This window comes from Exiguobacterium sp. s163, assembly GCF_018617135.1.
GTDB lineage: Bacteria > Bacillota > Bacilli > Exiguobacteriales > Exiguobacteriaceae > Exiguobacterium > Exiguobacterium profundum.
This window is the reverse complement of sequence record NZ_JACSJN010000003.1, coordinates 237,337-263,516: the sequence shown is the minus strand read 5'-3', so window position 1 is coordinate 263,516 and position 26,180 is coordinate 237,337. Positions and strand designations below refer to the sequence as shown.

At 42.5% G+C, this 26,180-nt stretch carries 22 protein-coding genes; 12 read left to right on the top strand and 10 right to left on the bottom strand.

Annotated elements, in window-relative coordinates; genetic code table 11:
* Nucleotides 1-220: 220 nt before the first annotated feature.
* Nucleotides 221-727 (top strand): hypothetical protein, encoded by a 507-nt coding sequence (locus tag KNO71_RS10175; protein WP_214688477.1) that lies wholly within the window; start codon nucleotides 221-223, stop codon nucleotides 725-727.
* Nucleotides 724-1,683, top strand: a complete 960-nt coding sequence (locus KNO71_RS10170) for a thymidylate synthase (RefSeq protein WP_214688475.1) — start codon at nucleotides 724-726, stop codon at nucleotides 1,681-1,683. Before KNO71_RS10175 ends, KNO71_RS10170 begins: the two co-directional genes overlap by 4 nt.
* 34 nt (nucleotides 1,684-1,717) lie before the next feature.
* On the opposite strand, the gene KNO71_RS10165 is transcribed toward KNO71_RS10170, so the two are convergent.
* Together KNO71_RS10165 and KNO71_RS10160 are read right to left on the bottom strand one after the other, a co-directional pair.
* On the bottom strand, nucleotides 1,718-2,746 hold the full coding sequence (locus tag KNO71_RS10165; protein WP_214688473.1) for a hypothetical protein: 1,029 nt from the start codon (nucleotides 2,744-2,746) through the stop codon (nucleotides 1,718-1,720).
* 395 nt (nucleotides 2,747-3,141) lie between these two features.
* Entirely contained in the window at nucleotides 3,142-3,600 is a 459-nt protein-coding gene (locus KNO71_RS10160; RefSeq protein WP_214688471.1) for a hypothetical protein, read from the bottom strand.
* Between the two features lie 184 nt (nucleotides 3,601-3,784).
* On the opposite strand from KNO71_RS10160, the gene KNO71_RS10155 reads away from it, so the two are divergent.
* Nucleotides 3,785-4,603, top strand: coding sequence for a cell wall hydrolase (locus tag KNO71_RS10155; RefSeq protein ID WP_214688469.1), 819 nt, complete (start codon nucleotides 3,785-3,787; stop codon nucleotides 4,601-4,603).
* A 54-nt stretch (nucleotides 4,604-4,657) separates the two neighbouring features.
* Here the strand turns inward: KNO71_RS10155 and KNO71_RS10150 are convergent, their stop codons facing one another.
* The 3 genes from KNO71_RS10150 to KNO71_RS17855 form a co-directional block, all read right to left on the bottom strand.
* A complete protein-coding gene (locus KNO71_RS10150) occupies nucleotides 4,658-5,434 on the bottom strand; it encodes a hypothetical protein (RefSeq protein WP_214688467.1) in 777 nt (258 codons plus the stop codon).
* Nucleotides 5,435-5,528: 94 nt separating this feature from the next.
* Nucleotides 5,529-5,768: a hypothetical protein gene (locus tag KNO71_RS10145; RefSeq protein ID WP_214688465.1), complete on the bottom strand. Its 240-nt coding sequence runs from the start codon at nucleotides 5,766-5,768 to the stop codon at nucleotides 5,529-5,531.
* A gap of 48 nt (nucleotides 5,769-5,816) precedes the next feature.
* Nucleotides 5,817-8,228: a metallophosphoesterase gene (locus KNO71_RS17855; protein WP_214688463.1), complete on the bottom strand. Its 2,412-nt coding sequence runs from the start codon at nucleotides 8,226-8,228 to the stop codon at nucleotides 5,817-5,819.
* A gap of 237 nt (nucleotides 8,229-8,465) precedes the next feature.
* On the opposite strand from KNO71_RS17855, the gene KNO71_RS10135 reads away from it, so the two are divergent.
* Nucleotides 8,466-8,993 carry a ribosome hibernation promotion factor gene (locus tag KNO71_RS10135; protein ID WP_214688460.1) on the top strand — a complete coding sequence of 176 codons (528 nt, stop codon included), beginning with the start codon at nucleotides 8,466-8,468 and terminating at the stop codon, nucleotides 8,991-8,993.
* A 47-nt stretch (nucleotides 8,994-9,040) separates the two neighbouring features.
* Here KNO71_RS10135 and KNO71_RS10130 read toward each other — a convergent pair whose 3' ends face one another.
* The 4 genes from KNO71_RS10130 to recD2 form a co-directional block, all read right to left on the bottom strand.
* Entirely contained in the window at nucleotides 9,041-11,242 is a 2,202-nt protein-coding gene (locus KNO71_RS10130; protein WP_214688459.1) for a type IV secretory system conjugative DNA transfer family protein, read from the bottom strand.
* A gap of 133 nt (nucleotides 11,243-11,375) precedes the next feature.
* Nucleotides 11,376-12,353 carry a hypothetical protein gene (locus KNO71_RS10125; protein WP_214688457.1) on the bottom strand — a complete coding sequence of 326 codons (978 nt, stop codon included), beginning with the start codon at nucleotides 12,351-12,353 and terminating at the stop codon, nucleotides 11,376-11,378.
* A gap of 131 nt (nucleotides 12,354-12,484) precedes the next feature.
* Nucleotides 12,485-14,836, bottom strand: coding sequence for a type IA DNA topoisomerase (locus KNO71_RS10120; protein WP_214688455.1), 2,352 nt, complete (start codon nucleotides 14,834-14,836; stop codon nucleotides 12,485-12,487).
* A 370-nt stretch (nucleotides 14,837-15,206) separates the two neighbouring features.
* Nucleotides 15,207-17,501: an SF1B family DNA helicase RecD2 gene (recD2, locus tag KNO71_RS10115; protein ID WP_214688453.1), complete on the bottom strand. Its 2,295-nt coding sequence runs from the start codon at nucleotides 17,499-17,501 to the stop codon at nucleotides 15,207-15,209.
* A gap of 289 nt (nucleotides 17,502-17,790) precedes the next feature.
* Between recD2 and KNO71_RS10110 the strand changes: the two genes are divergently transcribed.
* From KNO71_RS10110 to KNO71_RS10100, 3 genes are all read left to right on the top strand, one after another.
* Nucleotides 17,791-18,969 carry a hypothetical protein gene (locus KNO71_RS10110; protein WP_214688451.1) on the top strand — a complete coding sequence of 393 codons (1,179 nt, stop codon included), beginning with the start codon at nucleotides 17,791-17,793 and terminating at the stop codon, nucleotides 18,967-18,969.
* A 22-nt stretch (nucleotides 18,970-18,991) separates the two neighbouring features.
* A complete protein-coding gene (locus tag KNO71_RS10105) occupies nucleotides 18,992-19,780 on the top strand; it encodes a S1 RNA-binding domain-containing protein (RefSeq protein WP_214688449.1) in 789 nt (262 codons plus the stop codon).
* 70 nt (nucleotides 19,781-19,850) lie between these two features.
* Complete coding sequence (locus tag KNO71_RS10100) at nucleotides 19,851-20,810, top strand: hypothetical protein (protein ID WP_214688447.1); 960 nt, start codon at nucleotides 19,851-19,853, stop codon at nucleotides 20,808-20,810.
* 28 nt (nucleotides 20,811-20,838) lie between these two features.
* Here KNO71_RS10100 and KNO71_RS10095 read toward each other — a convergent pair whose 3' ends face one another.
* On the bottom strand, nucleotides 20,839-21,189 hold the full coding sequence (locus KNO71_RS10095; RefSeq protein WP_214688445.1) for a hypothetical protein: 351 nt from the start codon (nucleotides 21,187-21,189) through the stop codon (nucleotides 20,839-20,841).
* 144 nt (nucleotides 21,190-21,333) lie between these two features.
* Here KNO71_RS10095 and KNO71_RS10090 point away from each other — a divergent pair, with 144 nt between their 5' ends.
* From KNO71_RS10090 to recJ, 5 genes are all read left to right on the top strand, one after another.
* A complete protein-coding gene (locus KNO71_RS10090; RefSeq protein WP_214688443.1) occupies nucleotides 21,334-22,110 on the top strand; it encodes a metallophosphoesterase in 777 nt (258 codons plus the stop codon).
* Nucleotides 22,111-22,134: 24 nt separating this feature from the next.
* Nucleotides 22,135-22,779: a dTMP kinase gene (gene tmk, locus KNO71_RS10085; RefSeq protein WP_214688441.1), complete on the top strand. Its 645-nt coding sequence runs from the start codon at nucleotides 22,135-22,137 to the stop codon at nucleotides 22,777-22,779.
* A 150-nt stretch (nucleotides 22,780-22,929) separates the two neighbouring features.
* A complete protein-coding gene (locus tag KNO71_RS10080; RefSeq protein WP_214688440.1) occupies nucleotides 22,930-23,538 on the top strand; it encodes a helix-turn-helix transcriptional regulator in 609 nt (202 codons plus the stop codon).
* 152 nt (nucleotides 23,539-23,690) lie between these two features.
* On the top strand, nucleotides 23,691-24,212 hold the full coding sequence (locus KNO71_RS10075; RefSeq protein ID WP_214688439.1) for a metal-dependent hydrolase: 522 nt from the start codon (nucleotides 23,691-23,693) through the stop codon (nucleotides 24,210-24,212).
* 102 nt (nucleotides 24,213-24,314) lie between these two features.
* A complete protein-coding gene (recJ, locus tag KNO71_RS10070) occupies nucleotides 24,315-26,054 on the top strand; it encodes a single-stranded-DNA-specific exonuclease RecJ (RefSeq protein ID WP_251030834.1) in 1,740 nt (579 codons plus the stop codon).
* Nucleotides 26,055-26,180 lie beyond the last annotated feature (126 nt).

Here is a 26,180-nt window from a genome sequence, read left to right as displayed (position 1 = left end):
AAATAAAAGTGTCCAGGTTATTACTAGACACACCTTTTTGTTGGTAATACCGTATTGTACGGGAACCGAAGGTGCGCAATAACCTGAACCGGACGTTTTTATATTGAAACATCGACACTTCATTTTTTGACTATTGTATAAATATAATTATACAATACGCCTATATGTTATGCAATCAGATGTATGGCTACCAATTATTTTGTGAAATGGAGATGATGTTATGGAACAAGAAAACGTACAGGTAACCTTCGGGGAACTGCCAAGTGAAATCAACGGGGGGCAAGACGGTAAGAACAAGGATATCTCGGAACAAAAAGGTGAGGATTCCTATGCGAAATCAGTCGAGCGCTTGTTCGAATCTTATAAGCGATTCCAAACAAGTATGCAAGACCTGACGAAATTATCACTGAATCCTGGACTATTGTTGATTAAATTGCCAGTTGTTTTGGATGATTTCAAACACGAGATTGAAGTCTTCCGTTCAGGAGACTATCAAGTCGCAGAGGTGTATGCCGAGGGACATGCTTTTATTGAGGCAGGACTGGAGAAATACGATGAATTTTTAGTCGAATACCCATTGGCTATGAAGGGCAAGAAAAAATTGAAGGCGATGAAGCGAATTCATGAACTGGGTGCGCTGAGCGGTCGTGCAGACAAAGATTTGAAGGCGGCGTTCTATTCATTCTCTCGTGCAATCGAAGAGTCGGAAGAAGGTGCTCGCCAATGAAGAAACACCCTGAGCATGCTTATCTATCTTTGATGAAAGAGTTGCTTTCGGATGGCGTACAGAAAGGTGATAGAACCGGAACAGGGACATTGAGCCTGTTCGGACGCCAGTTGCGATTCAACTTGAAAGAAGGTTTTCCTCTACTGACGACAAAACGTGTTCCGATGAAGCTTATCACTTCTGAGCTACTATGGTTTTTAAAGGGAGACACAAATATCCGATATCTCTTGGAGAACAACAATCACATCTGGGATGAGTGGGGCTTTAAAAAATGGGTCGAATCACCGGACTATGATGGTGTGGATATGACCAATTTCGGAATTCGATGTCAAGAAGACGAACACTTCAATCTGGAGTATCAAAAAGAATTGAAGCGGTATCAACATCTTGTGCTGACGAACGACTCTTTCGCCGAAACTTATGGTGACTTGGGGAACGTCTATGGGAAACAATGGCGGCGTTGGGAAGGCGCCGATGGCAAGGTGTACGACCAAATTCAATACATCCTAGATGAAATCAAACGGAATCCTGATTCTCGCCGTTTACTGTGCGACGCATGGAACATTTCCGAACTCCAGACGCAGGCGCTACCGCCTTGCCATTATTCATTCCAATTCTACGTGGTAGATGGGAAGTTGAGTTGTCTCTTCAACATGCGCTCGAATGACGTGTTCTTGGGCTTGCCATTCAACATCGCCTCTTATGGTCTCCTGACACACCTTGTAGCCCATGAATGTGGATTGGATGTTGGTGAATTGGTATATAGCGGGGCAGATGTCCATCTGTATTCAAATCATATCGAGCAAGCAAAGGAACAGCTGAGTCGAGAGCCTCGACCATTCCCTACGCTTTGGTTGAATCCGGATAAAACGTCTATCTTTGATTTTGAAATGGATGATATCAAAGTCATCGGCTATGAACCGCATCCACCTATCAAAGCGCCTGTGGCAGTGTAAAACATAAAAAAAAGACACTCAATAGTGTCTTTTTTTATGTCATCGTTTGATAGAGAATCTCCATATCAGAAGGTTTCATTAAACTATCTTTCGTGTTGATGTAACCATGCACGCTGATTTCTTTTGCGTACCCATAGATTTTCGACATCAAATTCTCACACATTTCAGGGACATCTCGTGACATCACCTGCAATGACAACTCGTTCATTTCATCCGTGATTCGTTGAATCATCGGGTTTTTAAACATGTCTCGTTCTTTGACACGCTTCACAGCATCTTTTAGAGCACCATGTGTCTTAGGTGCCACTTTACCGTTTTTGGTGAATGACGCAAACACAACGTTCACTGTCTCGAACGCCTCATTCAATGCGCCACCCAGAACTTCATGAACCATTCGAATATTGTCTTCGATAGCAGTCTGCTTGACCTGCTCGTTCAATTCTTCCGTCGGCAAATTGACGTTTTCCATCACAGGAAATGCTTTCACGGAGACAGTAAGGTAAAACGAATCACGATAGTCTTGAACAGATGGGATTCGACGCAGAATAAATGATTTGAGCTCATCACGTCTAGTTGGGTTGAGTGATGTCAATGCATTATCGAGCGTCATTTCGAACTGGTCTAAAATATTGTTCCAATCCTTGATGATTTTATCTCGACATTCCTCATAGTCTCGTTGTGCCTCATTCAACTTAACCTTAAAATCATTATACGTTGTCAAAGGCATGTAAGAGTTCTCATAGCCAACCGCCATCCGAGTTTTTGCCATCCTTATACGGGATTCAATCTTTTTAAGTTCCTTTTCATATGCGACTGGGATGAAGGTCAATGACCCATTCTTTGCGTAATCGCTAAAGAACTTCGTGAGACTTGTTTGACTAGCATCAATTCCTAGAACTTCCGGTGTCAACTCCATGTTGCCACGGATTCGACCTACGTGAACACTAACCAGTACTCCGCCATTGTGAAGATACTTGTCAAGGTTCTCGATTGTGACATCGGTACCATCGGCTCTCAATCCCTCGATAAGCTTTTCAGCCTTCTCACGGTTGTATTTAAACATGTTCATTCTCCTTTGAAGTAAATTGTTACGAACAAATAACTATATATGAAAGACCTCCCACGGTCTGCTTTAGGGTGCCCGGTGACTTTATCATCGGGTTCAAGCTACTACTCAAGAATTGTCTTGGCGAATCTATGTCAAAAGACATTCCAGTTTTATGTCTTGTCCTTTATGTTATGTAGGTTTCGGTAAATCTATAATAAGAATCATTAAAAACCTAACCTTGTTTCCTAGATAACTCCATTATATCTCACGAAGAAGGATTAGTGTTTTTTGACATAAAAAAAGGCAGGAGCTTACGGGTCATTTTGTCGTTCCACCCTATCACTCCTGACGCCTTGTCATGACTTCTATACTATATCCTCTACTCCATATAAATATTACACGTTCTGGTTCTACCCGAAATGAGTCACTTCTGCCACAAACCCACGGGCTTCTAACAAGATATCATCCCGGACTTGTTCATATCTTTTCGGAATCGTAAGACCTTCAGTATGTTCGAGATGTTCAATCAAACGCTTTTTATGATATTCAAACTCAGTAGTTGACTCACTTGATTGAATCAGTCCAATCATATGAATAATTTGACGTGAAGCGTGAATCAATGTCTCATCTGAATCATTCGAGGAGCGTTGGATAGAATCTTCGAAGAGCTGTGACGGTTTGAATCGACTTAAGGTCGAACCATCGACGAACTCGATATAGATAATGACAAGGTAAAAGACAAGTCCTGTCCTGAAAATCCTCTCGTATAGTGGAAGAAAATCTGACGCCCATGTTGATAGCAACATGGATACAGCCAACATATATATCGAAAAATGAAATACTTTCTTGACCCATTTTAGTTTATTCATCATCATACACCTCCTTTTAAATCATTCTAATTTCATTGACGTCATTTATTCATAGCTACCACCATCTGATAAGCAACAGATTCCCCCAGAGAAGAGAGTCGATGATGAGCGATTTGTATTTTGACTATTGTTTATATATAATTACATTATAGTCAAAATAAGGAGGTGAGCGGCATTCCCTCGAATGCCAATTATCATGAAGATGAGAAACAAAGTGCTCTCTACTGCGTTCGTGCTTTCGTTGATTGTTTCCAACGACACGGGGGTTGCTTACGCAAGTGTATTGGACGGTCATGCACAAGAGACGGATTTAGTACAGGAGGTTTCGGAATTGTTTTATCAAGCTCCGGAATCACTTCCTCTTACACATGAGGCTAAAAAAAAGCTTCAAGCACAATATGTAGATAAATATATGCCGAAAGAAGGATGTGCATTGGTGGAAGAGTTGCCTAAAACTTCAGACATCCACTATACGCCACCAAAACCTAAACCAAAGCCAAAGGCAATGAGCGCTGTCGCTCAAACAACAAAGAATGCAAAAGCAACCGCAATACAAAAGACATCACTGACGAAAAAAACGAAGCTTCCGGCATCCGGTGAAGAGAGTACGGTCAACGGAAAATCGATTTCGATGACAGCCGAAGAACGATTATGGTTAGAGAAGCTAGTAGAAGCCGAGTCCGGCGGAGAACCCTATGAGGGTAGACTAGCTGTTGCAACCATCATCGCAAACCGTATCGAGATGAAAGAGTTTCCGAATACAGTGATGGCAGTCATTACTGCTCCAAAGCAGTTTTCGCCATTTATGGACGGTTCGATTCACAAAAAGCAACCGAGTCCCGATACGAAAAGAGCGGTGGCTGAGGTGTTCGATAACGGAGTGAGAACGCTTGGGCGAGATGCGGCATTTTTTTGTACAGTGGCAATTGCACCGAATAGTTGGATTGGACAGAACAAAACGCTTATCAAACAGATTGGCAATCATGCCTTTTTTGAAAAATGATGATTCTAATACCAAAAAGAGAGGAAACGCTATTCATTGCGTCCCCCCTCTTTTTTATTGCTTATACGAACCTTCAAAAATAACCTTTTTTTGAAACGCTACTAGGTCATCATATGGAACAAAGTAGTATTTTCGATTGGAATCTGCCAGGAATGAGACTACGACGTCGCCCGTCGGCAGTACCAATACATCCGTTTCTTCTTGCCTAGCTTCGTTTAATATAGCCCTCACATACATTGTCATCAATGCTTTTAACGGCTTAGGATTGTTCAATTGTTTATCCACCCAATCCAAGTAGAATGCCTCACTATAGACTTCTGTCCATGCGAGGATATTGTAGAGACCCAAGGCAACCGGTATGATGAAATATCCCGAAGCACCTTCTGTCACAGCCATAAACAAAGCAAGCGACAGGCTCAACAATTGAGAGAATAATAGGTAGTAGCGGGTCTCATAGATAGATGTAGCATATACCTTCTCCAATTTCATCCGTCGCACTCGTTCATCCTTGACCAGATTTGGTTTCATCTCGCTAACAGTGAACGTATAATCTCCGTGCTCTATCAAATACATATCTTTTTCTTGAAAGAAATATACCCCTCCCTCAATTGTGAATGGGATTGTCTCTTTTGAATCGATTTCTTTGTCGATAGCAAATGCCATCTTCCGAATCTTCTTTAGTCGATTTTCAAATCGGTCAGAAAGATACATCCCAATTAAGTATGGGAGCGAAAGAGAGAGCGCAACCATAATCATATTGTCGTTCACCATGCCGATGACGCATAATGCCAGGAGTCCGGCACTTAAAATCAAGCGTACAACCCATTTCATCGAAATCACACCCTTTTTTTCATTATTCTATGTGTCTTACTCCGTCTTATTCGGACATAAAAAGAGGTGGTTATTCTCCACCTCTTCTTAATGTTTAATTTAATTGTGATAAATCAGGGAGACATGCTTCGGCTTCAAGTAAAAGTTTTTCAATTTCTTCATCCATCTTTTTAATCTCGTCCTCTGCCTTGTCTGGTTCAACACCCATTTCTTTCATCTCATTTTTCACCTGAGTGTATTGGGAGCGCAGTGTTTTAAGCACCGTCTCATCTTGAATTTTCTTTGTCTCTGCCTGTTTCAACGTTTTGTTGAGCTCAGCTACTTTTTTGTTCAAAACCTCGTTTGTGTGTGTATGTGACATATTCATCATCCCTTCTATTATTTATCCGACATGAGCCGTTACGATAGTTTCAATTCTAGCTTCATCGATTTTGCTCAAGCATACCGGACATGAGCCTACGGAATTAAGAGCTTTCTTGTACTCTTCTAGCGTCTTCATTAAATGAGCAGTTGATTGTTTAACGGCTTCAGCGGCTTTCGCACCTTCGTTTTGGATATGCGAAAGGTTTGATACCTTTTCAGACAATCGCTTTCGTTTTTCAATCTGTAAAAGAAGTTTCTGCATCAATTCTTCCGATTTCTCCAATTTCGAGAGAGCTTTTAGCTCAACTTCGATTGAATCGATTTTCTTTTCCAAATCCAGACGCTTGGTGTCCGCCAAGAGATAAACTTCATACCGTTGAACAAGCTTTGTTCGTTCGATGATAAGTCCCTCGATTTTGTCGAACAACTCTCGTGCTTGAGACACCGAGGACAATTTTTGAATACTTGCTTTGACAACTTCCGCCTCATTCCTCATTTTAGTCAGGCGCATTGAACGTTCTTTCAAAGCGTTCCGCTGTTGAAGACGTGCCATGACCTCATTCATTTTCGCAATCGCATCTTCAACCTTGTCAAGTTTTTTCAAAGACTGCTCTTTCTCGTCAATCTTTTCTTTAATATGACCTAACTCAACAAGTTTGGACTGAAGTTTGTCACGATTTAACTTTAATTCGTCAATCTTCGCCATAATATCCTCTAACTTAGCGAGTTTCTTCTTCGTCTCATCCAAGTGAGCATATTGTTCAATATTCTCTTCAGTCGCTTTGAGTTGATTCGTCTTTTCTTTTTCAATTTGATTTAGCTTCTTCGTCTCTGCTTCTAAATCTTTCAATACCGCATCCACAAAGTGCGTTTGGTAAACAGACCCGATGACCTTTGCTCTCATACTCGGGGTAAAATTCCCACTAATGAAGAACCACCCGTCGCCCTGACGTTGAAAATTGAGCGGGATATCCTTATCCGTATCAATATCCAAACTGTTATATCCAAGGAGTTCTTGAATCAGCGACAAACTCTTCGTGTTGTATACCTCGACTTCCGCAGTCATTGGATTATAGACCTCATAGCCGTTTTTACCGGATTTCTTCCGGTCAACAACACGACTTACAATATAGCCATTCGAGAGATATAAGCTTACCTTTGCATAATCTTTCCCATGATGGATGAGGCGTCGGGGGTTCCGTCCGGCATTCTCAAAGACCCAATCGAACGCTGACATGATAGACGATTTACCTGCTCCCGATTCCCCGACGAAAACATTCAATCCGCTTGAAACTTCAAATTCAGAATAGACATGCGATTTAAAGTTCTCTAGTACAACTTTTTCAATCGTGTAATCTGGAGCGGGCTTTGTCACTTTTTGAATGGCATCCATCTTCGCAGATACTCTATCGATAGCCTCATCAATCGTTTTCTCATCAAGGTGTTTATTTCCGGCGATTTCACGGATAATATCCTTGATATTGGTACCGCCCTTTAGTTGCGCCTTGTTTACGATGGATTTGATTTCTTCCATTTGAGCATTTCTGGCGTCTCGCATCTCAATCTTCTCACGTGAGAGAATATCTTCTCCAACCTGTGCAGATTTTAAATAGATGGTCTTGACGGAAATGCCCTTTTCCTTCGTAGCTTCAATTAACAATACCTTGGGACGCCGTTTCATTTCTTTCTTATCATTCTTCATACGCACCGGCGAACCAGGATTTACGAAGAACTTTCCATCAACTTCCGTCAATGGGAAACCGATGTGGTCATGCCCCGAGATAGTCAGGTCAGCCTTTGTCTTCTTCGCAATTTTGTCCAATACCGTATGCGGGAACATATCTCCCATATCCTTGTTCGTCAAATAACCATGGACGATATGAATATGAATGTCTCCTGCTTTCTCTTCAATGATATAGTCAGACAAACGCTCGTCACTATCCATCCCGATATCATAGCTTGTAGCAGTGACGGCGACCCGAAGACCCTCTTCATCTGTAAAAATGAACGGCTTCTCTTTCGTAGGAAAATGCATGAATCCGATTTTCTCCAAGAAAGCAAGTGTCGTTTTGGGATAGCTTTTCAACGATTCCCCGAACAGCTCATGGTTCCCGACGGCTCCGAGAATAGGTGTCCACGATTCAAACTCCTTCGCAACATCTTCCGGAGTTAGTTTGCCTAGCATAAGAGACCCTAATGTCGAGAAGATATCGACCGTACTCCACCTTTTCACCAAGTCGCCGATGAAGTCGTATGGCACCTTAGGTTTATCCAAGAAATCTCCTGGTTGCAAGAAGGCTTTGACATTGTGCTTCTTACCTAACGACTTGATTTCTTCCGTTTTCGCATTCACACTTGCGTGATAATCATCTGTCCGGTTTTCCGGCACATCGACCCGCTCGTGCTTGTCTCCAAAGTAAATAAATTTCACTTTTAATCACCCTTCCGCATAAGCTGATAGTATAAGTATATCCCTTTTTTATTCATATTGATACTTATTATTTGCACTATAGTCAAAATAAATGCCATATATCTCAAACTTGTTTGACCATGACTAAAGCATACAGAGCATGAATAGAATAAGGACAAGGTAGACATATCATTATTTGACAATAGTCAAATAAAAAAATATGATTATACCATAGAAAGAGAAGGGGGATGATTCGATATGAATCTAGTCATTACTGGTAAAAAGATTGATTTGACCGTGGGGTTAAAAGAACTTGTTGAGAAAGAGCTACAGTTTCTAACTGATGTGCTTCCAGAAGACAAGGCAGTCACCGTCACGATTGAGGCGTCACCAATTATGAAGGCAACCGTATTGTTTTACCACAACAATGATGTTGTTCGCTTAGAAGAAACCGGTGAAGATGTTTACGTGTTCTTCCCTCGATTGGCAAAGAAATTGAAAAAACGCTTGCGAGACAATGATAAATTAGCTCGTGAATTCAAGAAAGAAGGACTCAAGCATCATCAACCGATGTCCCCATTGGACGAAGGCATGGAGCAGGATGTACAAGTCACAAAACGAAAACGTTTTGACATGAAGCCGATGTCTGAAAAAGAAGCCGTTCTTCAGATGAACCTACTTGGTCATCAGCAGTTCATTTTTGCAAACGCAGATATGGACGGGACTATCTGTTTGCTTTACACACGAAAAGACGGAGACTTTGGGGTTATCGAGACTTCAGCCTAATATTAATCATCACTAAAAGGAGTTCCTCAAATGAGGAACTCCTTTTTTTATAAGACATCGTTGTCTTCGTTGAAGAAAATATCTGGCTGTCCAATGGTTGAAGCGCCCGGATGATTATATGTCGTTTCATCCGCAACAGGCGCATTCGCCTTTTTCGGCACATCTTCTCCTTCTTCGAAGAAAATGCCATCACTCTCCTGACGTTTCGGTTTAGGAGTAGGAGGTGTCACTGGAGGCGTGAAAACGTCATACTGCTCACCCGAGAGCGGGTCTTGTACTGACATATGCTCGTCCTCGAATGTCGGGATATTCTTAGCGGGTACCGGCACCGGAGTTCCGAATCCCGCTAGTTGGAGCATTTTTTCTCTTCTCTCAGCTTGTTCCTCATTGTACTCCATCACCATTTCATCCAATAATTGATTCAATTCTTTAGGAATATATTCAATTAAGCTGACTCCTGGAGGTTGTACACTATTGTTTTTCATCAATGCATGTGTGACCTGACCGAATGGACGGAAATGAATCTCGGTAGCGGAGAATCGTGCCTTCTTCTCTTTAACTTCTCGACTGGTCTCAGTCTTTGCCCCACCCGAATGGAACAAGCTGAACTTTTTGCGTGAGATGCCTTTGTCGATTCTGGTTTCTTCGATTTCACCGAAGTATTTCTCAAAATATTGGTCATCCGCATTTGACCCACCCGGGTACACGACAACATTACGACAGTTCGTGGACACAACTTCCAAGAAGTCCTTTCCAGACTGACCGCCACGACCGATTAAAGCTCGTGATTGAGTCGCAAGGTGCGATGCCACACGATAAGAGCGTCCTTGCGTGAGCATATCTTCGAACCCAGGGTTTGCATAGACTTGGAATTCGTCGATGTAGAGCATGTTCCCTTTACGTGTAAACTCATTGCCTGGACGACGGAAGACCGCAGACTGAAGCTGTAGGATGATGAAGAAACCAAGGAATCTCCCTAGCTCACGAAGTTTACCTTGAGCTGTCGCAATCGTGATGACTGTACCGTTTTCAAGCGCCGCATCAAAATCAACGTCACTCCCCCGCCCTGGTGGTGGATTTAAGACACGACGGAGATATTCATTTGATGTCAATTTTGCCACCTGTGAGCGGATTCCCGAACAGTGTTCATAAGTCTTAGTTGCCGTTTTTGTTCCTTTCGCACCTGTAAAGTAATCTTGCATGAACCACAATGCGATGTCCGAGTTTTCCTTTTGAATCGTTTCGTTCGGAGAACTAACACGAGAGAACTCCATCACCATTTTCTCTCCCGCTCCGCCCGTGTTGTGAATGAGGCTGTCCAATTGCAACAAGGTCGCATCATTTCCATACAGTCGTTTCAGAACTTTCAGAGATTTTCGAACAAGGTTTTCGTTCATATCAAGGAAGAATTGTGGCGAATCCGGGTTTAACATTTTAAATGTCATCGCCATGTTTTCAATCACATCTCCCTCGTCCCCATAGAGAGGGTTGAAATACGGGCAATCCGGTAAAATCGGGTTGAAGTATTGAACTTCTCGACCGTAATGTTTCGCCATTGCCCAAATCTTTTCTGCAAGGTCACCTTTAGGTTCGATTACCGTAATTCCGATTTCAGGCACTTGCATGTCTTTATTAATCATTGGGATGATAGTTTGCGATGTTTTACCTGAACCAGTCGGACCTAGTACGAGCATATGCAGATAACGGTCTTTTAACGGTACGACTATCGGCTTTTTATCATCAATGTCTTTCCCGATAACGGCGTCACCATCCTGAACGACAGTCTCCGTTTCGAAGAGGTCTAGCAGTTTGGTAGACAAGTACGTCTCAAACATCTCCTTAACCGATTCTTGACGCCATAACCCGAATGAGGAAACAAATAAGAATATGTTCACAAGCATCATCACCGTGGTAATTGAGCTTCTCAACTCCTCATTCCCCACCTTATTCAAGCCAGATAAGAAAAAATGACTGACAATTGCCATTACAGCAATCAAGATGCTTGCTTTTAGCAACGATGCTCCGAATTCTTTTTCCTTTTCTCCGGCATGGTCTTTCAAAACCGTGAAAGCAATCAAACTTGTCACAAACGTAGTCAGGTGCACGAACATGATACTTTCTTTCATCATGAACGACACGACAAGCGCAGTGAGTTGGATTCCGGTCAACGCAATCATTACGCCAACGATATTACTTCCTAACATTTTTAGCGTTTCCGATTTTAAAGCTGTTTCAACGGATGTTTTCATTCACATCACTCCTTTTAATTTTTTTTACCTAACACTCAATGGTCAGTTCTTGCTATCCTATTTAATGGCTTAAAGGTATATTCATGAATGATGCGTTATACGGAAATACAAAAAAGAGAGGGTGTCCCCTCTCTCACTCTGTTGGATTCAAAAATGCTTTAAGCACCGCTTCTGGAATTTCTCCATTCTCAGCATCCTGTTGTGCCTGTTCTTGTTGATACTCGTCATTCGGTTTCAGGTACAACTCTTCAATTTCTTCAAAATATGCCACGTTCTGATAGTAATGGTTTATACCGTCCGGAACATAATATCCATACAACACTAGCTTCCCATTCATATATTCCCCTACGTATGCACGTACTTTTACATTCGGCTCTTCTTCACGAATCAACTCAACGACATGGATTTGATGCAATCCATCCAATACGTTAAACATACTGACAGCCACACTATTTTCTTGATATACTTCATCTTTTTCAGCATCTTCTGGTGATTGAATCATCCATTTGTCTTGAATTCTCCAAGGACCCGGGTTCAACGGTGTTAATGACTCTGAATCTTTATAAAGCGTCCGGCGCATTTCTTCTGGCAAGAAAAGTGGCACTATCGCCAACATCTCAGGTGTCTTGAACCCAGTCGGCAACACCTTCTTAATTTCTGATGTTTTCTTGCCCACAAGTCCTCTGGCGAATGTGGCATCTGCATACACTCCTGCGATTTCCAGATTCTTCTCTTCACTGAATCGATTTGAAGCAAGGTACTTTTCCATCTCCGATAGGATAGCGTCTACTTCTCCCGATTCTGCATATCTCAATAAAGATTCCTTCAACGTCCCCGATTGTTCCAATGGGAACTCTTTCGTCCCGTATCCTACAGGAGTAACACGCTTTAAATACGAGGTAGCTATGGTTTCTCGTACACCCTGAGCGTTTGCCTCTTTTTCTCCTGACTTATCACTCTGATTCGTGACGGAATTCACTACCTTCTCTTGTGGAGCTTCTTTCACAGGGTTCGTTCCGAATACATCAGACATCATGAATAAAGCCGTGCCAACGATGCAGACGCTTAAGAAGATTCCACCTCCTACAAGTAACCATTTATCCTTTTTCATCATAATCATCTCCTTTGATTTATGTTTATATCAATCGACAGACTACCTTCAGAATTTCACTTCCTTATGGTATTTCAAAAATTCCTTTTTTATAAGGACAACGAACAAAAGAGGGACTAGAGTCCCTCTTTTTAATTGAAAATGTATTCGATTTTGTCACCCAACCTCAACGATGCGTTACCTGTTTTTCCAGACCGCCACGTAAACGATTTCACCTCTGTCGGCTGTCCTTTCAACAGGAGTTTGACATCCTCTTTGGTAATGGTCGCTCCACTCATCTCTTTCCAGATGATTGTGCCGCATGAACCAGGATTGTTTTCACATGAATAAAACTTGTCACGTTCCAAGACCTTACCCTTACATTTCGGGCATGTCCCTAAGGACGTCGCCTTGCTCCCGCTCGGGGATTTCTGCGTGCCTTTCGAGCCATTGCCGAAACTCAACGCACCCTTCTTCTTATCATACAGTAGTGTTGCTTTCCATTGCTTCTTCTTATTGTCGAATTCCATCACTTTCGTCTCTTTTCCGCTCAAAATCTTTTTGAGCTCTGTTTTTGAGACTTTAGCTCCCCAAACGATATGACCCACAATGAAGTCACATGGGTTCTTATATTTCTCACATAAATAATAGTCTTTTCCATCGACAACTTTCGACCCGCACTTTGGACATTCTCCTAATGAGGGCTTGTCACTAGAAAGGCTTACCTTCAATGATTTTAACTTATTCACCATATCGGAAATATAAGCCCGCATTTCTTTATCAAAATCGGAAGGGCTATAGTTTCCTTTCTCCATCTCGCTCAACTTGTTTTCCCAATGAGCGGTCAACATTGGCGAAGCGATGTCCATGTCCCCGATACCTTCGATTATACTGATTCCATAATCGGTTGCATAAAACGATTTTTTCTTCCGCTCAATCATTTTCTTCTCAACGAGCTTGTCAACGATGCCGCCACGAGTTGCCGGTGTGCCGATGCCATTGGCTTCTTTGATGACCTCTTTCATCTCATCATCTTCAATGAGTCGTGAAACATTCTCCATAATGGCGTTCAAGGTAGCGTCATTGTAACGAGGAGGCGGACTTGTCTTCTTCTCAATGAGACGAGAGTTGACCAGGTCAAATTCCTCCCCTTTCTTAACATTCGGTAAGAGCGTGTCCTTTGAATTCATAGGATACAAGCGCATAAATCCGAGGTCTTGAAGAAGGCTACCGTTCGTCTTGAACTTGTGTCCATTCGCCTCTGTGACAATACTCGTCTTTTGCGTCTCCATCGGAGGCAAGAAAATAGCTAAGAAACGACGGGCGACCGTCATATACACATTCACTTCCTCTTTCGTTAGTTTCCCTAAGTCAGGAACCACACCAGTTGGAGTGATTGCATAGTGGTCTGTAACTTTTGCGTCATTCACATATTTTTTATTTTTGCCGACCTTCGCCAACAACGTCGAATCCGACATGACATCTTTCGCTTCAGATTCCAGACCAGGAAGCATCGTGAGCGGTTTCAACATTTTCGAGAATTCTTTTGCAAGCGCCTCGGTCAAGAAAGCAGAATCTGTTCGTGGGTATGACAAAAGTTTCTTCTCGTACAATGATTGTGCCACAGCGAGCGTTTCCGACATCGTGTATCCAAACAGGCGGTTACATTCGTTCTGTAAATTCGGAAGACTATGCAGTTCTGGAGCATATTTCATTTCTTTCTTTTTTGTAACTTCAATGATTTTACCTGTAGAACCGAATTGAGGGATTAACGTCTCAGCCTTTGATTTGTTCAGGAATTGAGAATTCCCTTCGGTATCAAAATAGATGCCTTTGTATTTCCCGAAATCCGCTTCAATCTCCCAGAATGGTTTCGGCACAAAGTTACGGAGCTCTAACTCTCGGTCAACAACAATCTTCAGTGTCGGTGTCATGACCCGCCCCAATGGTGCGTTTTTCCCTGTCGTCAGTCCATATGCTCTGGAAAAATTCATGCCAATGAGCCAGTCCATCTGAGCACGATTGAAGCTTGCTTCTTTCAATCCGTTCAAAAGTGCATCATACTTACGAAGATTCTGAAGAGCTTCTAACAATTTGCCTTCAGTCATATCTTTGAACCAGAGACGTCGAACGGGAATCTTCACGCTCACCTCTTCTAAGAACGCCCAAGCGATAAGTTCTCCTTCACGTCCCGGGTCGGTTGCGACGATGACAAAATCATGTCCCCCATTCTTCACGAGTGTTTTGACATCCTTATACATTTTGACCTTGTCACGGGTCGGGCGATAGATGAACTGTTCTGGCATCATCGGAAGATGCGCCTTATCCCATTTCTCCCATTCAGGATTGTAAGCAGACGGTTCGACCAACCCCATCACATGACCTGCGAAAGTTGTGAATTCCACATCATATGGGATTTTTGTTCGGTTTGCATTATAGACCTCCTGAATCTGTAGCATTTGACTCGGCTTCTCTGCAATCAAGATTGCTTTTTTACGACTCATTACAACAACTCCTTTTGATTATGACTATTGGGGTTATCCCAAAGATGTGCTTATCCTATGCATGTTCTCACGAATCATAAATGTTCCGTCAATCTGACTAGAATCATTCATAATTATTTAAGAAACTCAATTCTCGCCACATTGTGATACAAATAACTGATTCAATCAGAAAATAAGTAAAAACAGGCATTTTACTGATACGAATTATCACGTTACTCCATATCTCGCTATATAATGTCACGCTATTAGCTCTTCAGAGTGTTCACTCCCCTATTTTATTTATTTGTGTCATTTTAATTGTATCCATAATGCTTTATTATCACAAATAAATTTTGACTATAAAACAAAAAAGACCGTAGAACAGTCTTTTCTATAGGTTTGCTACAATCTTTTCTCGAATCAATGAGTGCCTGTCATTCGTATTGATTCGCTTGACACTTCGATTTAACAACTCCTCATCTCCGAACATGATGGCTACCTGCTTCGCTCGTGTATAAGCGGTATACACCAAATTTTTATCCAACATCTTTTCTTGTGTCGGATGTACGGGAATGATGACGATTGGGGCTTCGCTCCCTTGTGATTTGTGAATCGTAATGGCATATGCTAATTCCAATTGTTCAATCGTCTTGTCTACATATTCAACCGATTCTTCTTTATCTGGAAATTCGACTTCGATGACAGTCTCTTCCTTTCCTGAAGACCTGCGCACAAAGATGCTCAAAATCGTACCGATATCACCATTGAAAACATCTAGGTCGTAATTGTTTTCCATTTGCATGACACGGTCACCCACCCGTAGAATCATCCCGTCAGGCTTCACGATGTCGATATATTCTGTCGGCGGATTGAACTCATATTGAATCAAACGGTTCAATTCTTCCACACCTAAATCCCCACCTCTCATAGCTGAAAGAATGAGAATGTCTTGCATCTTAAACCCTTTCTTCATAAAGCGATGCATAGACTCGATAACGTCACGTTGGATTTGTCGAGTATCTGAGCGCTGAATAAAGTAAGAATCGCCCCTTTTCGAATCAAACGTCATGCCGTCCGCATCCTTTGTCGTGAGACCTTTTATGATGGCATGGGCATTCGTCACGATTTGTGATTGTGCCGCCTGTCTAAAAATCTCGTTCAATTCAACACAAGGGATTTTTTTACTCTCAATCAGGTCACGTAGCACTAATCCCGGACCGACGGAGGGTAGTTGGTTTACATCCCCTACAAAAATGAGTCGGGTTTTATGAGAGATGTTCTGAAGAAGTTTTGAGAACAAATAGGCATCTATCATTGAACTTTCATCGATGATTGCAAAGTCCTCTGTGATAGGAGTGAGTTCTTCGGCATGACCAAACCCTTTCATCCCGAGACTACGGTGAATCGTTTCAGCTTTTTTACCTGAAAGTTCCGTCATTCGTTTAGATGCTTTCCCTGTTGGAGCCAATAGCCGAATTCTAGCTGATGGATTAATCGCTTCGATACATTTCACAATCGTATTCGTGGTTTGTGTTTTTCCGGTGCCTGGACCCCCTGTTAGAATCGAGAATCGATTCTCTAGCGCCATATAGACTGCTTCACGCTGTCTCGTAGCTAATGTAAGGAATTTTGATTCGTATTCAGTCAAGAAGTCATCGATTTGTTTACGTTCAGCAAAAGGGTTGATAAAACCTTCCTTGATTTCGATGAGTTTCTTTATGATGTTCTCCTCGATGTGATAATAGCCCGGGTCATAGACATAAGACTTCCCGTTCTCAACAGAATCCTCCGTAATCAAGAATCGTTCATTAACTAGTTCTTGCAGTAGCGCTTCGACCTCAACCTTTTCTACTCGGTTTCCATCATTATAAGGACTCACTTTAGAAAGGAATGCCCCTGACATAAAATCTTCAATCATGTCATCTTTTGGCACACAGATGTCTCCATAGCGTTCCATACGATAAGAAATGTAATATAATAGCGCTTCTCGATATCGATTGCGATTCTCTGGGGATAATCCGAGAGCATATGCCACTTTTTCTGCATCCATGAAGTTCAATGTGTTGATTGGGCAGATAATGTATGGATTGCTCTTAATCTTTTTCACACACTCTCTCTTTAACTGATTGTAAATCGGGCTTGCGATATTCGACTCTAACGCAAGGTTTTGAAGGAACTCTACCAACAATTCGAACTCACGATGTCCCGAAAGTTTCTCATGGATGCTCAATGCCGTCAGTTCCGTAAATCCACATTCCAACAACACCTTATGGTCTTCAGAGATTTTTGAAATCGCATCGACACCTAGCGTTTTGACAATGCGCTCAGCCTTTTTCTTCCCAACACCTTTGATTTTTCGTTTGATAAAATCAATCACTTGAGATTCGACTTGTGGAAGTGTTGAAGTAGGCACTTCTGTCAATTCGATGAAGCGACCGAACGTAGGGTGGACTGAAATCATCCCCTCTCCTTCATAAACGTCACCCACGAATGGAGAAACCATTTTCCCTTGTACTGTCATTTCTTTTGGTAAAGGTTCACCGGTCTTGTTGCTCGACATGAGTTTTGCTTTGACAATGGCATATTTGGAACTAGCGTTCATATACATAACTTTTTTGATTTCGAATCGAACCATAAAAGAATTGTCCTGTCCGGCGCGTTTCGCCTTTCCAATCATCTCATTCATCTGCATCCACTCCTCATTAACGATAAATCAATTATAATTTTTGACTATAGTCAAAATCAAATTTACCCGTGTCTATCTATGAAAAAAATTCTTCCAAACGGATTGTAGTCAACAGGCTGGTTTTTCAATGCAGTCTATCGGTTTATGTTTCGGGAAAGTTGCGTGAGTGCAACTTCTTCAAACCATGCTTCGGACGTATGCAGGTATTAAAGATTATTCAGATGATTAGAATAACGCTAGATGAAGCGTCTCTCCTATTTGGGGAGCCAGAAAAAAAGGAGGTAGCGATATGAAAAAGTATGCCATTTTATTAGCCGAGGAACGTGAAACCATCACATCCTTATTGAAGCGTGCAATCAATGACAGTCCAACTCATGACAGAACAGACAACTTATACATTGCCCACAATGCGTCAGACTTGGAGAAGTATCTGGATTACGAGCCGTCGATTCTTCTGTTGTCCAGTACCTTCTCAGAAAAAGACCACAATGAACACATAGTGTCCATTTTGACGAAACATCCGAGACTGAAGGTCATCTCACTTCACCACCGATACTCAGAAAGAAGTCCTTTGAAGCATGGCGCTTTTGCAGTCATAGACAAACCCGTTCGGAATCCTGTCCTGTGGGCAAAAATCAAGGAATCTATGGACGCTCTTGATGCGGAAGGAATGTCGAGTGAATTAAATTTTGAATCTGAGACGGATAGCAACTTCATTCTGCTCGACGTAGAAGAAGAGGAAACCATTGAAACGCCTGATTCGTTTCATGTGGAACATCTGAAATCCGTTTTGTTTCACGTGGAACCAGAAGACTCATTTCATGTGAAACATGAAGTTGATACGAATCAATCCGTGGAGCCGAAAGCTTCTAGCGATACTCTATTCATTGTTGATGATGGTGACGATTTCGACCCATTTGCGACACCACCTGCACCAAAGCCAACAAAGAATACTCGTAACGAACCAACAATTCTTATTCTGGACGACGAAGAGGATACTGCCCCTTTAAATGTCGTTCATAAAGAAACGACATCATTAAAAAACGAGACAATGATGTATACAGAGGAACAGACCTTTCTCATCACTCCAGAAGCGGAGGAGGATGAATCGAATGTCGAGGTTGCTCAGCAGGATGTCGAACAACCTTCCGTCTCGATTAGCGTAGATATGGATACAGAAATGACGTCACCAGTCACCCCAATCGACATCCAACCCGTGATAGAACCACATAGAACCACCCTAGAACCAATAAGCGAAATATTTCAGGATGAAGACGCCTATGATAAGAAATCCAAATGGACAAAAGCGGATGAGGGGTTTGTATCCAAGAATGGTCAGTTCGTGACACTCGCACCACCAAGACCTCAGGTGATTAATGGGGGGGCAAGTGCCAAGCGAGTAGAGAATGAGCCATCCTTAGATGGGGGCAAGCTTTTCGGTTCCGTCAAAAGATTATTTAAAAAGTAAAACCTTAAAGGGGGAATTTAAAATGGAAAAAAATACAGAAGTACTAGAAAAGTTCGAGAAATTTATGGAGGAAGGTCGTCCGCTCGTATCGACGATTCGCATGACAAAGAATGATGCAGAGCTTGACACAGATGTATTGATGCTCGATTTCGACGGAGTGGTCGCATATGTTCCACGTGAAGAATTCGACATTCGCCCAGTTAAGAACTCATTGGTCAAATACGTTGGGAAGAAAATTCGTGTTGTTGTCAAAGAAATTCGTGAAGACGGGCTAGTCATTTGCTCACGTAAGATGCTACTTGAAGAACAGCGAGCGAAGTTACTTGAACGCATGGCTACAGGCGAAACGGTGATTGCTCGAATCAAGACTTTCACTAAGTTCGGTGCATACGTACAAGTCGATGGCATCTCATTCTTGCTCCAAAACAAACACTTCTCTGAAGACTATACGACTATCTCTGAAGTGATGCAAAAGGGAGACGAAGTCGAAATCAAGTTGCTTCGTGTCAATCAAAACGGAAACCTCTTTGCAGAGGCGGCACAGAAGTACAAGTCTGATACGGTTGTGAGCCTAGACATGTTCGAACGTGACCAGGTCGTTGTCGGTACGATTCGTAACATCAAGCCGTTCGGTGTATTCGTTTGCATCGCACCTAACCTTGATGCACTTTGCCCGACTCCGGAAGATGTGGAAATTGATATGGGTATGAAAGTTCAATTCCGTATCACGAAGGTGGCGAACGAAGAAGGTAAAGTCCGTGGTAAAATCCTTCGTGTTCTTCCTGAAGAACAAGAAGAAGAAATCTTGTAAGGCGAATCGGAACGAGGTGGTGAGGGACAACTTGTCCCTTGCCTCTTTTCAAACAAGGAGGGGATTATAGATGAGTTTCAATTATGTAAAACAAAAAGATGAAGGAAACATTTCAAAGATTCCGAATGATTACCGACAAACGTTTCGATATCCGTTCGCCGTGACAAGTGTTTCTAAGAATTCCGTCATCAAGATGAAAGTCGATGGCACACTCACTGAGCGAGACATCAAGATTGTACATTTCTTGTTCAAGCATACTTTTGCAACAGCATTGCAGATTCAAAAGTTCTTCAATGCAGAGGACAACTATCAGAGCATCAAGAACCGCTTGGAGAAGCTTGTTCAATACCGACTTATCAACGTGTTCTCGTTGGGGCAGGTTGAAACGGAACGCCTAGAACCGGATGCCTTGATGATTTATTGCTTAGACTTTGGTGGCAAATATATCGTTTCTCACTTCACAAATGAAGACACTAGCGACTGGTTCTCACATGTGAATATCAAGGGGTCTGAAAATGTGGCACGAGACCTCATGATTACTGATTTTTACCTGCAACTGATGGACTCCATCCCAGACCGTGTCGAGCATTTTAAGAAAAACCCGACTATGCGAGCAGGAGGAAACAACATTGTTCCGGCTTTCGAGTTCTCATACAAGTTCGGGTTTGAGAAGAAATATGTCGTAGGGGAGGTCGTCCGTAGCGGAGAAGCCTTTATTCAGTTTAAAGATAGGATTCAAAAGATGGAACCTCTCTTCACGACGAATGCTTGGCGAAAATTCTATGTAGATGTCGAACAACCGCCGATTTTAATCGTATTGGCAGAAGATGACTATACAGCGCTTGACTCAGGTGTTGTCGTGACGAACGGTACCGAAGTCGAACGATTTGTCCTTACGACTTCAGACCGTATTCAAAACCCATTCGGTGAAAAGGGTACCTTCTTGCGATTTATCAAACCTGAACCAGGGACGGCAAAAGATAAGCCCATGCTTGCTCAGACAGCTATCGCCGACTTCAAAGAGCAATAAAAAAGACCTCAATGAGGTCTTTTTTTGATTATAGAAACATGTTGAAATAGATTTCCATGACAATCGGAAAGCCACCTAACATCGCTGTACAGAACCCAACCATACATAACTCGAACATAATGAACGTTCGTGCATGAGGGTTAGAGCCAGTCGCACCCAACTGCATAAATAGGATAATGAAAGCAAGGATACCAGAAAGCACACCAAACGCTACGACACCATAAACAAAAATCGTATATTCTTGATAGAAATTCGTAAGTGCTCCCCAAAGGTCTTTCGGTATCCCCATCTGCCCACCACTAGCACTGGCGAATGTGGAGCTCAACATGAAGGCGGATGCAAAAGATAGCATCCCCATTAATAGTTTTCTCGTTCTCATAATTCATCCCCTCCTTTTCTGATTTATCTTATGCAGGGAAGAGGGGAATAAACCTAAAAACGGTTCAATCCTTCATGATGGATTTGTATTAACTCCCGCATCTGTATAGGATAAGCAATAAAAAAATGAAAGGAGTGACTGCCAATGGGTCACCATCTAGAGATTGAAAAACAGGATGTCATCGTTCTGTCAGACATTCATGGAAGATTCGATTTGCTTGAGACCTTGATAAAACAAGTTGAAGAGAATGAAGTGATGCTACTTCTTGGTGATTACTGTGACCGGGGGAATGATTCACTTCAAGTCATCAAGCTAGTCAAAGAATTCGTAGAAAGCGGAAGGGCGATTGCAGTCAAAGGTAATCATGACCAGATGTTTTTAGATTTTCTGGATGACCCTTCGGCTGAGCCAGATTGGTATTTTGGTCAAGGTGGAAGGGAGACCGTTCAATCATTTTATGGAGGTAACGACATCGGATTCAACGTATCATTGCGCTACACTCCTGAAAAAATTGCACAAGACATCTTGATGATGTACCCTGAGCTGATTGATTTTTTACGAGCACTCCCGCTCACTATCGAGATGGATGGCTATCTGTTTGTCCATGCAGGAGTCAAATCACATTCTAAAGATTGGAAATCTTCGACGCTACCACAGGAGTATTTATGGATTCGTCAGGATTTCTATCTTCGTCCGAACGATACCGGGAAGCGAATTCTATTTGGGCACACAAGTGCATACCATCTCCCTTTGCACGACACACCAATCTGGGTGAACAAGGAAGGAAATCTGTTCGGCATCGATGGCGGGGCAGGAGGCTCCGGATGTCTGAACGGTGTTAGAATTCAAAACGGGAAAATTATCGGCGTCTACAAAGTATATAAGTACGACGAATGGGACTATGTGCCGTTCGAACGTTAAAATAAAAAGGAGATGATTTGAGAAATGAACGAACAAAAAGGATTGTTCATCACGTTGGAGGGTGGCGAAGGAAGTGGTAAGACTACCCTTTCTAAACGGATGAAAGAAGAATTAGAAAAGTTAGGTGTAGAAGTGGTGTGTACACGAGAGCCTGGTGGTGTTCCAGAGGCGGAAGCAATTCGTGGACTCATTATGGGAAAAGAACTTGATTCGACGACGAATGCGTTGCTATTTGCCGCCGCAAGACGAGAACATCTACTAAAGAAGGTGTTGCCTGCACTTGAACGTGGGGCTATCGTCATCTGTGACCGCTATATTCATAGCTCATTGGTGTACCAAGGAATCGTGGGGGGGATGGGCGTCTCAGAGGTGTTTGAGATTAATAGAGTGGCAATTCAAGGTGTTCTTCCTGACTTGACCCTATATCTCGACATCGAACCGGCGCTCGGAATCGAACGAATCCATTCGAATTCAAATCGAGAAATTAACCATTTTGATGAAAAGCCATTCACCTATCATGAATCGGTTCGAGAAGGCTATCGGGCACTACCATTCTTGTATCCAGGACATTCATTTGTTGAAATCGATGCCTCAGGGAATGAAGAGACTGTCCTTCGCAATGCAATGGATAAGTTAAATGGATTAATCAAAGCAACGGTTGCTGTTTAATCGATGAAGTGAAAAAATATATAGAGAGGGAGAAAGTGTATTGACTCACTTTCTCTTTTTTCTGTCAATTAAATTTGACAATCGTCGTCAAACTGTCTTACAGTAGACCTAAAGTACTATATTTGCACATAGATGGAGGTGGCAGGAAAGATGATGGAATCACGTTTAGAACTTTTACATGAGATGGGATACCGAATTGAATCAAAAGAGCCCCCTGTACGATTAAAGCTCCGAGAAATCATGAAAAATAAAAGAATGACTGCTTCAAGGCTAGTGAAAGAGACTGGTCTTTCCCGACAAACGCTGAATGTCATCATGAAGGGGGAACAGAACCCTCGAATCGATGTAGCGCTAAAACTCGCAGAAGTGTTGCAAGTATCTGTGGAGGATATTTTCGCCCTTAACGATTCGGCATGGGAAACGATGGTTTTACAAGATGGTCGTGCCTTGTTCTGGGATTTGGCAGAGTTGCAATTGATAGAAGGACCCGTGGTGAAACAAATTGAAGAAGCGACCGGCATCGAGCATTGGGACACTGAAAATGAGACCCTTATAAGTGAAGAAGAATTTTTGCGGATTTGGGATGAGGAATTGAAGAATCATCTGGATGAGGAAATTGAGAAAGCACGTGAAGCTCAAGTGAGTCGTCGGGATGAGAAGATTTTTCAGAAGATGGCGAGAGACACTATCGAAAAACGCTTACGTGAGAAATATCCAACTCGTTTCCAACGAGTGGTTCAAACGATTCGACATGCATGACGAGAGCCTTGATAGGCTCTTTTTTATGTCCATAAAAGATAGACGCATCAATTTTTGACTATAGTCAATAATTATAATATTATTTAGTCAATATAATTTTGAACATCCGCATACCATGTCTATATAGCACATCTAGGAAGGAGGGGGCGCCAATGAAGCATCGTGCCCATAAGATTGCAGGTACGTGCGCAGGAATCATTACTGCGACAGCGCTATATTCAAAAGACATCCAAAGCGGAAACACTCTCATCGCCGTAGCACCGATGATGATTGGAGGGTATATCGGAGGTCTATTGCCCGACATTGACCATCCAAAGAGCAGGCTAGGACGCATCTTCTTCCCAATCGCTTGGGTCATCAACAAGCTTTTCGGGCATCGGGGCGCAACACATTCGTTGCTCGCACTGATTTTAGTGAGCATTCTGATTCTTATCCCAACATTTTCAATGACCGGCATGGTTGCTTTTTTGTATGCTCAATTTGCAATTGGCATCAGTGTGGGATTCGTTAGTCACCTCTTGCTTGATATGAGCACCGTGTCCGGCATCCCGCTATTGTATCCTTTTATCAGAAAATCATTTAACGTGGCGAATCTCAAAACAGGGAAGCATGATGCCCTCGTGTCTATTCTCGTCATTGTTCTGACAGCGACCACAATATATTTCTACGTATAAATCTCATAACGACACGCCGGGCTGAATAAGATATACCAATCAGTCAATACAGGTGTGTCGTTCAGTTTTGACACCATTAATTTGAAAAAGGAGATGTTTTATATGAAAAACGTGCTATGGGTTCGACCGAGTGAGACGCCTCAACGAATCGAGGAGCTGAAAGCTTTGCAGTCCTCAAAAGAACTTCGTCATCTGTCGAAGAGCGTCGTCGAGATTCTTTACAACCGTGGTTTCACCACCGTGACTGCTATTGAAGATTTCTTTGACAATGACCCGATGAAAGTTCATTCCCCGTATCTGATGATGGATATGGAGAAGGCTGTCGAGATTGTACAGGATGCTATCAATAGAGAGCTGAACATTGTCATCTATGGGGATTATGATGCAGATGGCGCATCTGCCACCTCGATTGGAGTGCTCGGATTGAGACATGCAGGGGCGAATGTGAACTACTTCATCAATAATCGTTTCAAGCATGGATATGGGTTAAATGTTTCAGGGATGGATGACCTATTGGAACGCTATCCTGATGTTGACCTAATTGTGACGGTAGACAATGGTATCGTGGCATACGAGGGAATCGAGTATGCTGTGAAGAAGGGGATTCGAGTTGTCGTAACCGACCACCACGACCCTGACCCGTCAGGAAAAATGCCGAATGCCGAAGCCATCATCAATCCAAAACGACCAGGGGATGAGTATCCGTTCAAAGGAATTTGTGGCGCAACGGTCATCTATAAATTCATGATGGCGTTATATTATGAAATGGATTTGGAATTGGACTATGTGGAAGACCTCATCGATATCGTCGGCATGGCAACAATCGGTGATGTCATGCCACTCATGGACGAGAATCGCATCTTTGTAAAAGAGGCTTTGAAACGAGTCAAGTCAGGGAAACGACCTGCTTTCGCCAAACTTGTGGAGAAGACCGGCGCATCCACGATTAATGAAGAGACATTCGGATTCTTGTTTGTCCCGATGGTCAATGCCCCGAGTCGATTGATTGGGGATATCGACCTCGCTGTAGACCTGTTCCTCTCTGAAGATGAGGAAGAAATGGAGAAATTGGTGGATGAACTGATTTCACTAAACGCTCAACGAAAAGAAATCACTGCTGAGCAAGAAGAAATTGCGATGCAAATGATTGAGAAAATGGGAGAGCAGACCGTTTATGTCTTATACAACCCTTCGTTTCACGAGGGTATTGTCGGGTTGGTGGCAGGACGTATCAAAGAAAAGTTCTATCGCCCCGCCATCGTACTGACAGAGCATAACGGTATTGCGAAAGGTTCCGGACGTTCAATTGACGGGTTCCACATCAACAATGCTTTGCATGCGAATAAAGACGCTTTGCTCAAATTCGGTGGTCATGCCGGAGCATGTGGGATGTCCGTTGACATCAACAAGATTGATGAGCTTCGTGAACGAATCAACGAGACAGCAAGCGCCCAACTCAAACAGGAAGACTTGGAACCGAAACTGGTGATTGATGCTATTGTGAATACAAAAGACCTCACCATCGATTACACGGATGAGTTGGATACACTACGTCCTTTCGGACAAGGTTTTTCAAAACCGGTTCTCAAGCTAGAATCTTTCGAAGGCAAGAAAGCCCACTACATGGGAAGCGAAAGTAATCATCTTAAACTTGAGAGCAAAGATAAAGTATCAATCATCATGTTCCGTTATGCTGAAGAGTTTAAAAAACTTGGTGAACCGATGACGGTTGACACGATTGGCTATCCGTCTTTAAACGTATTTCGTGGCGAAGTGAAAGTTCAGTTCATGGTGCAGGAAAATCATATTCGAAAATGTCATGAAACGCCTACTCGCTCCTAAATTCGTTAGCTCCTAGAAATAGGAGCTTTTTTGTATCCGACATTCTTTTTATAAGATTGCATCTATCATCGGTTATGAGAGTGCGCCAGACAATATAGGATAAAGAAAATAAAAGGATTTATATGA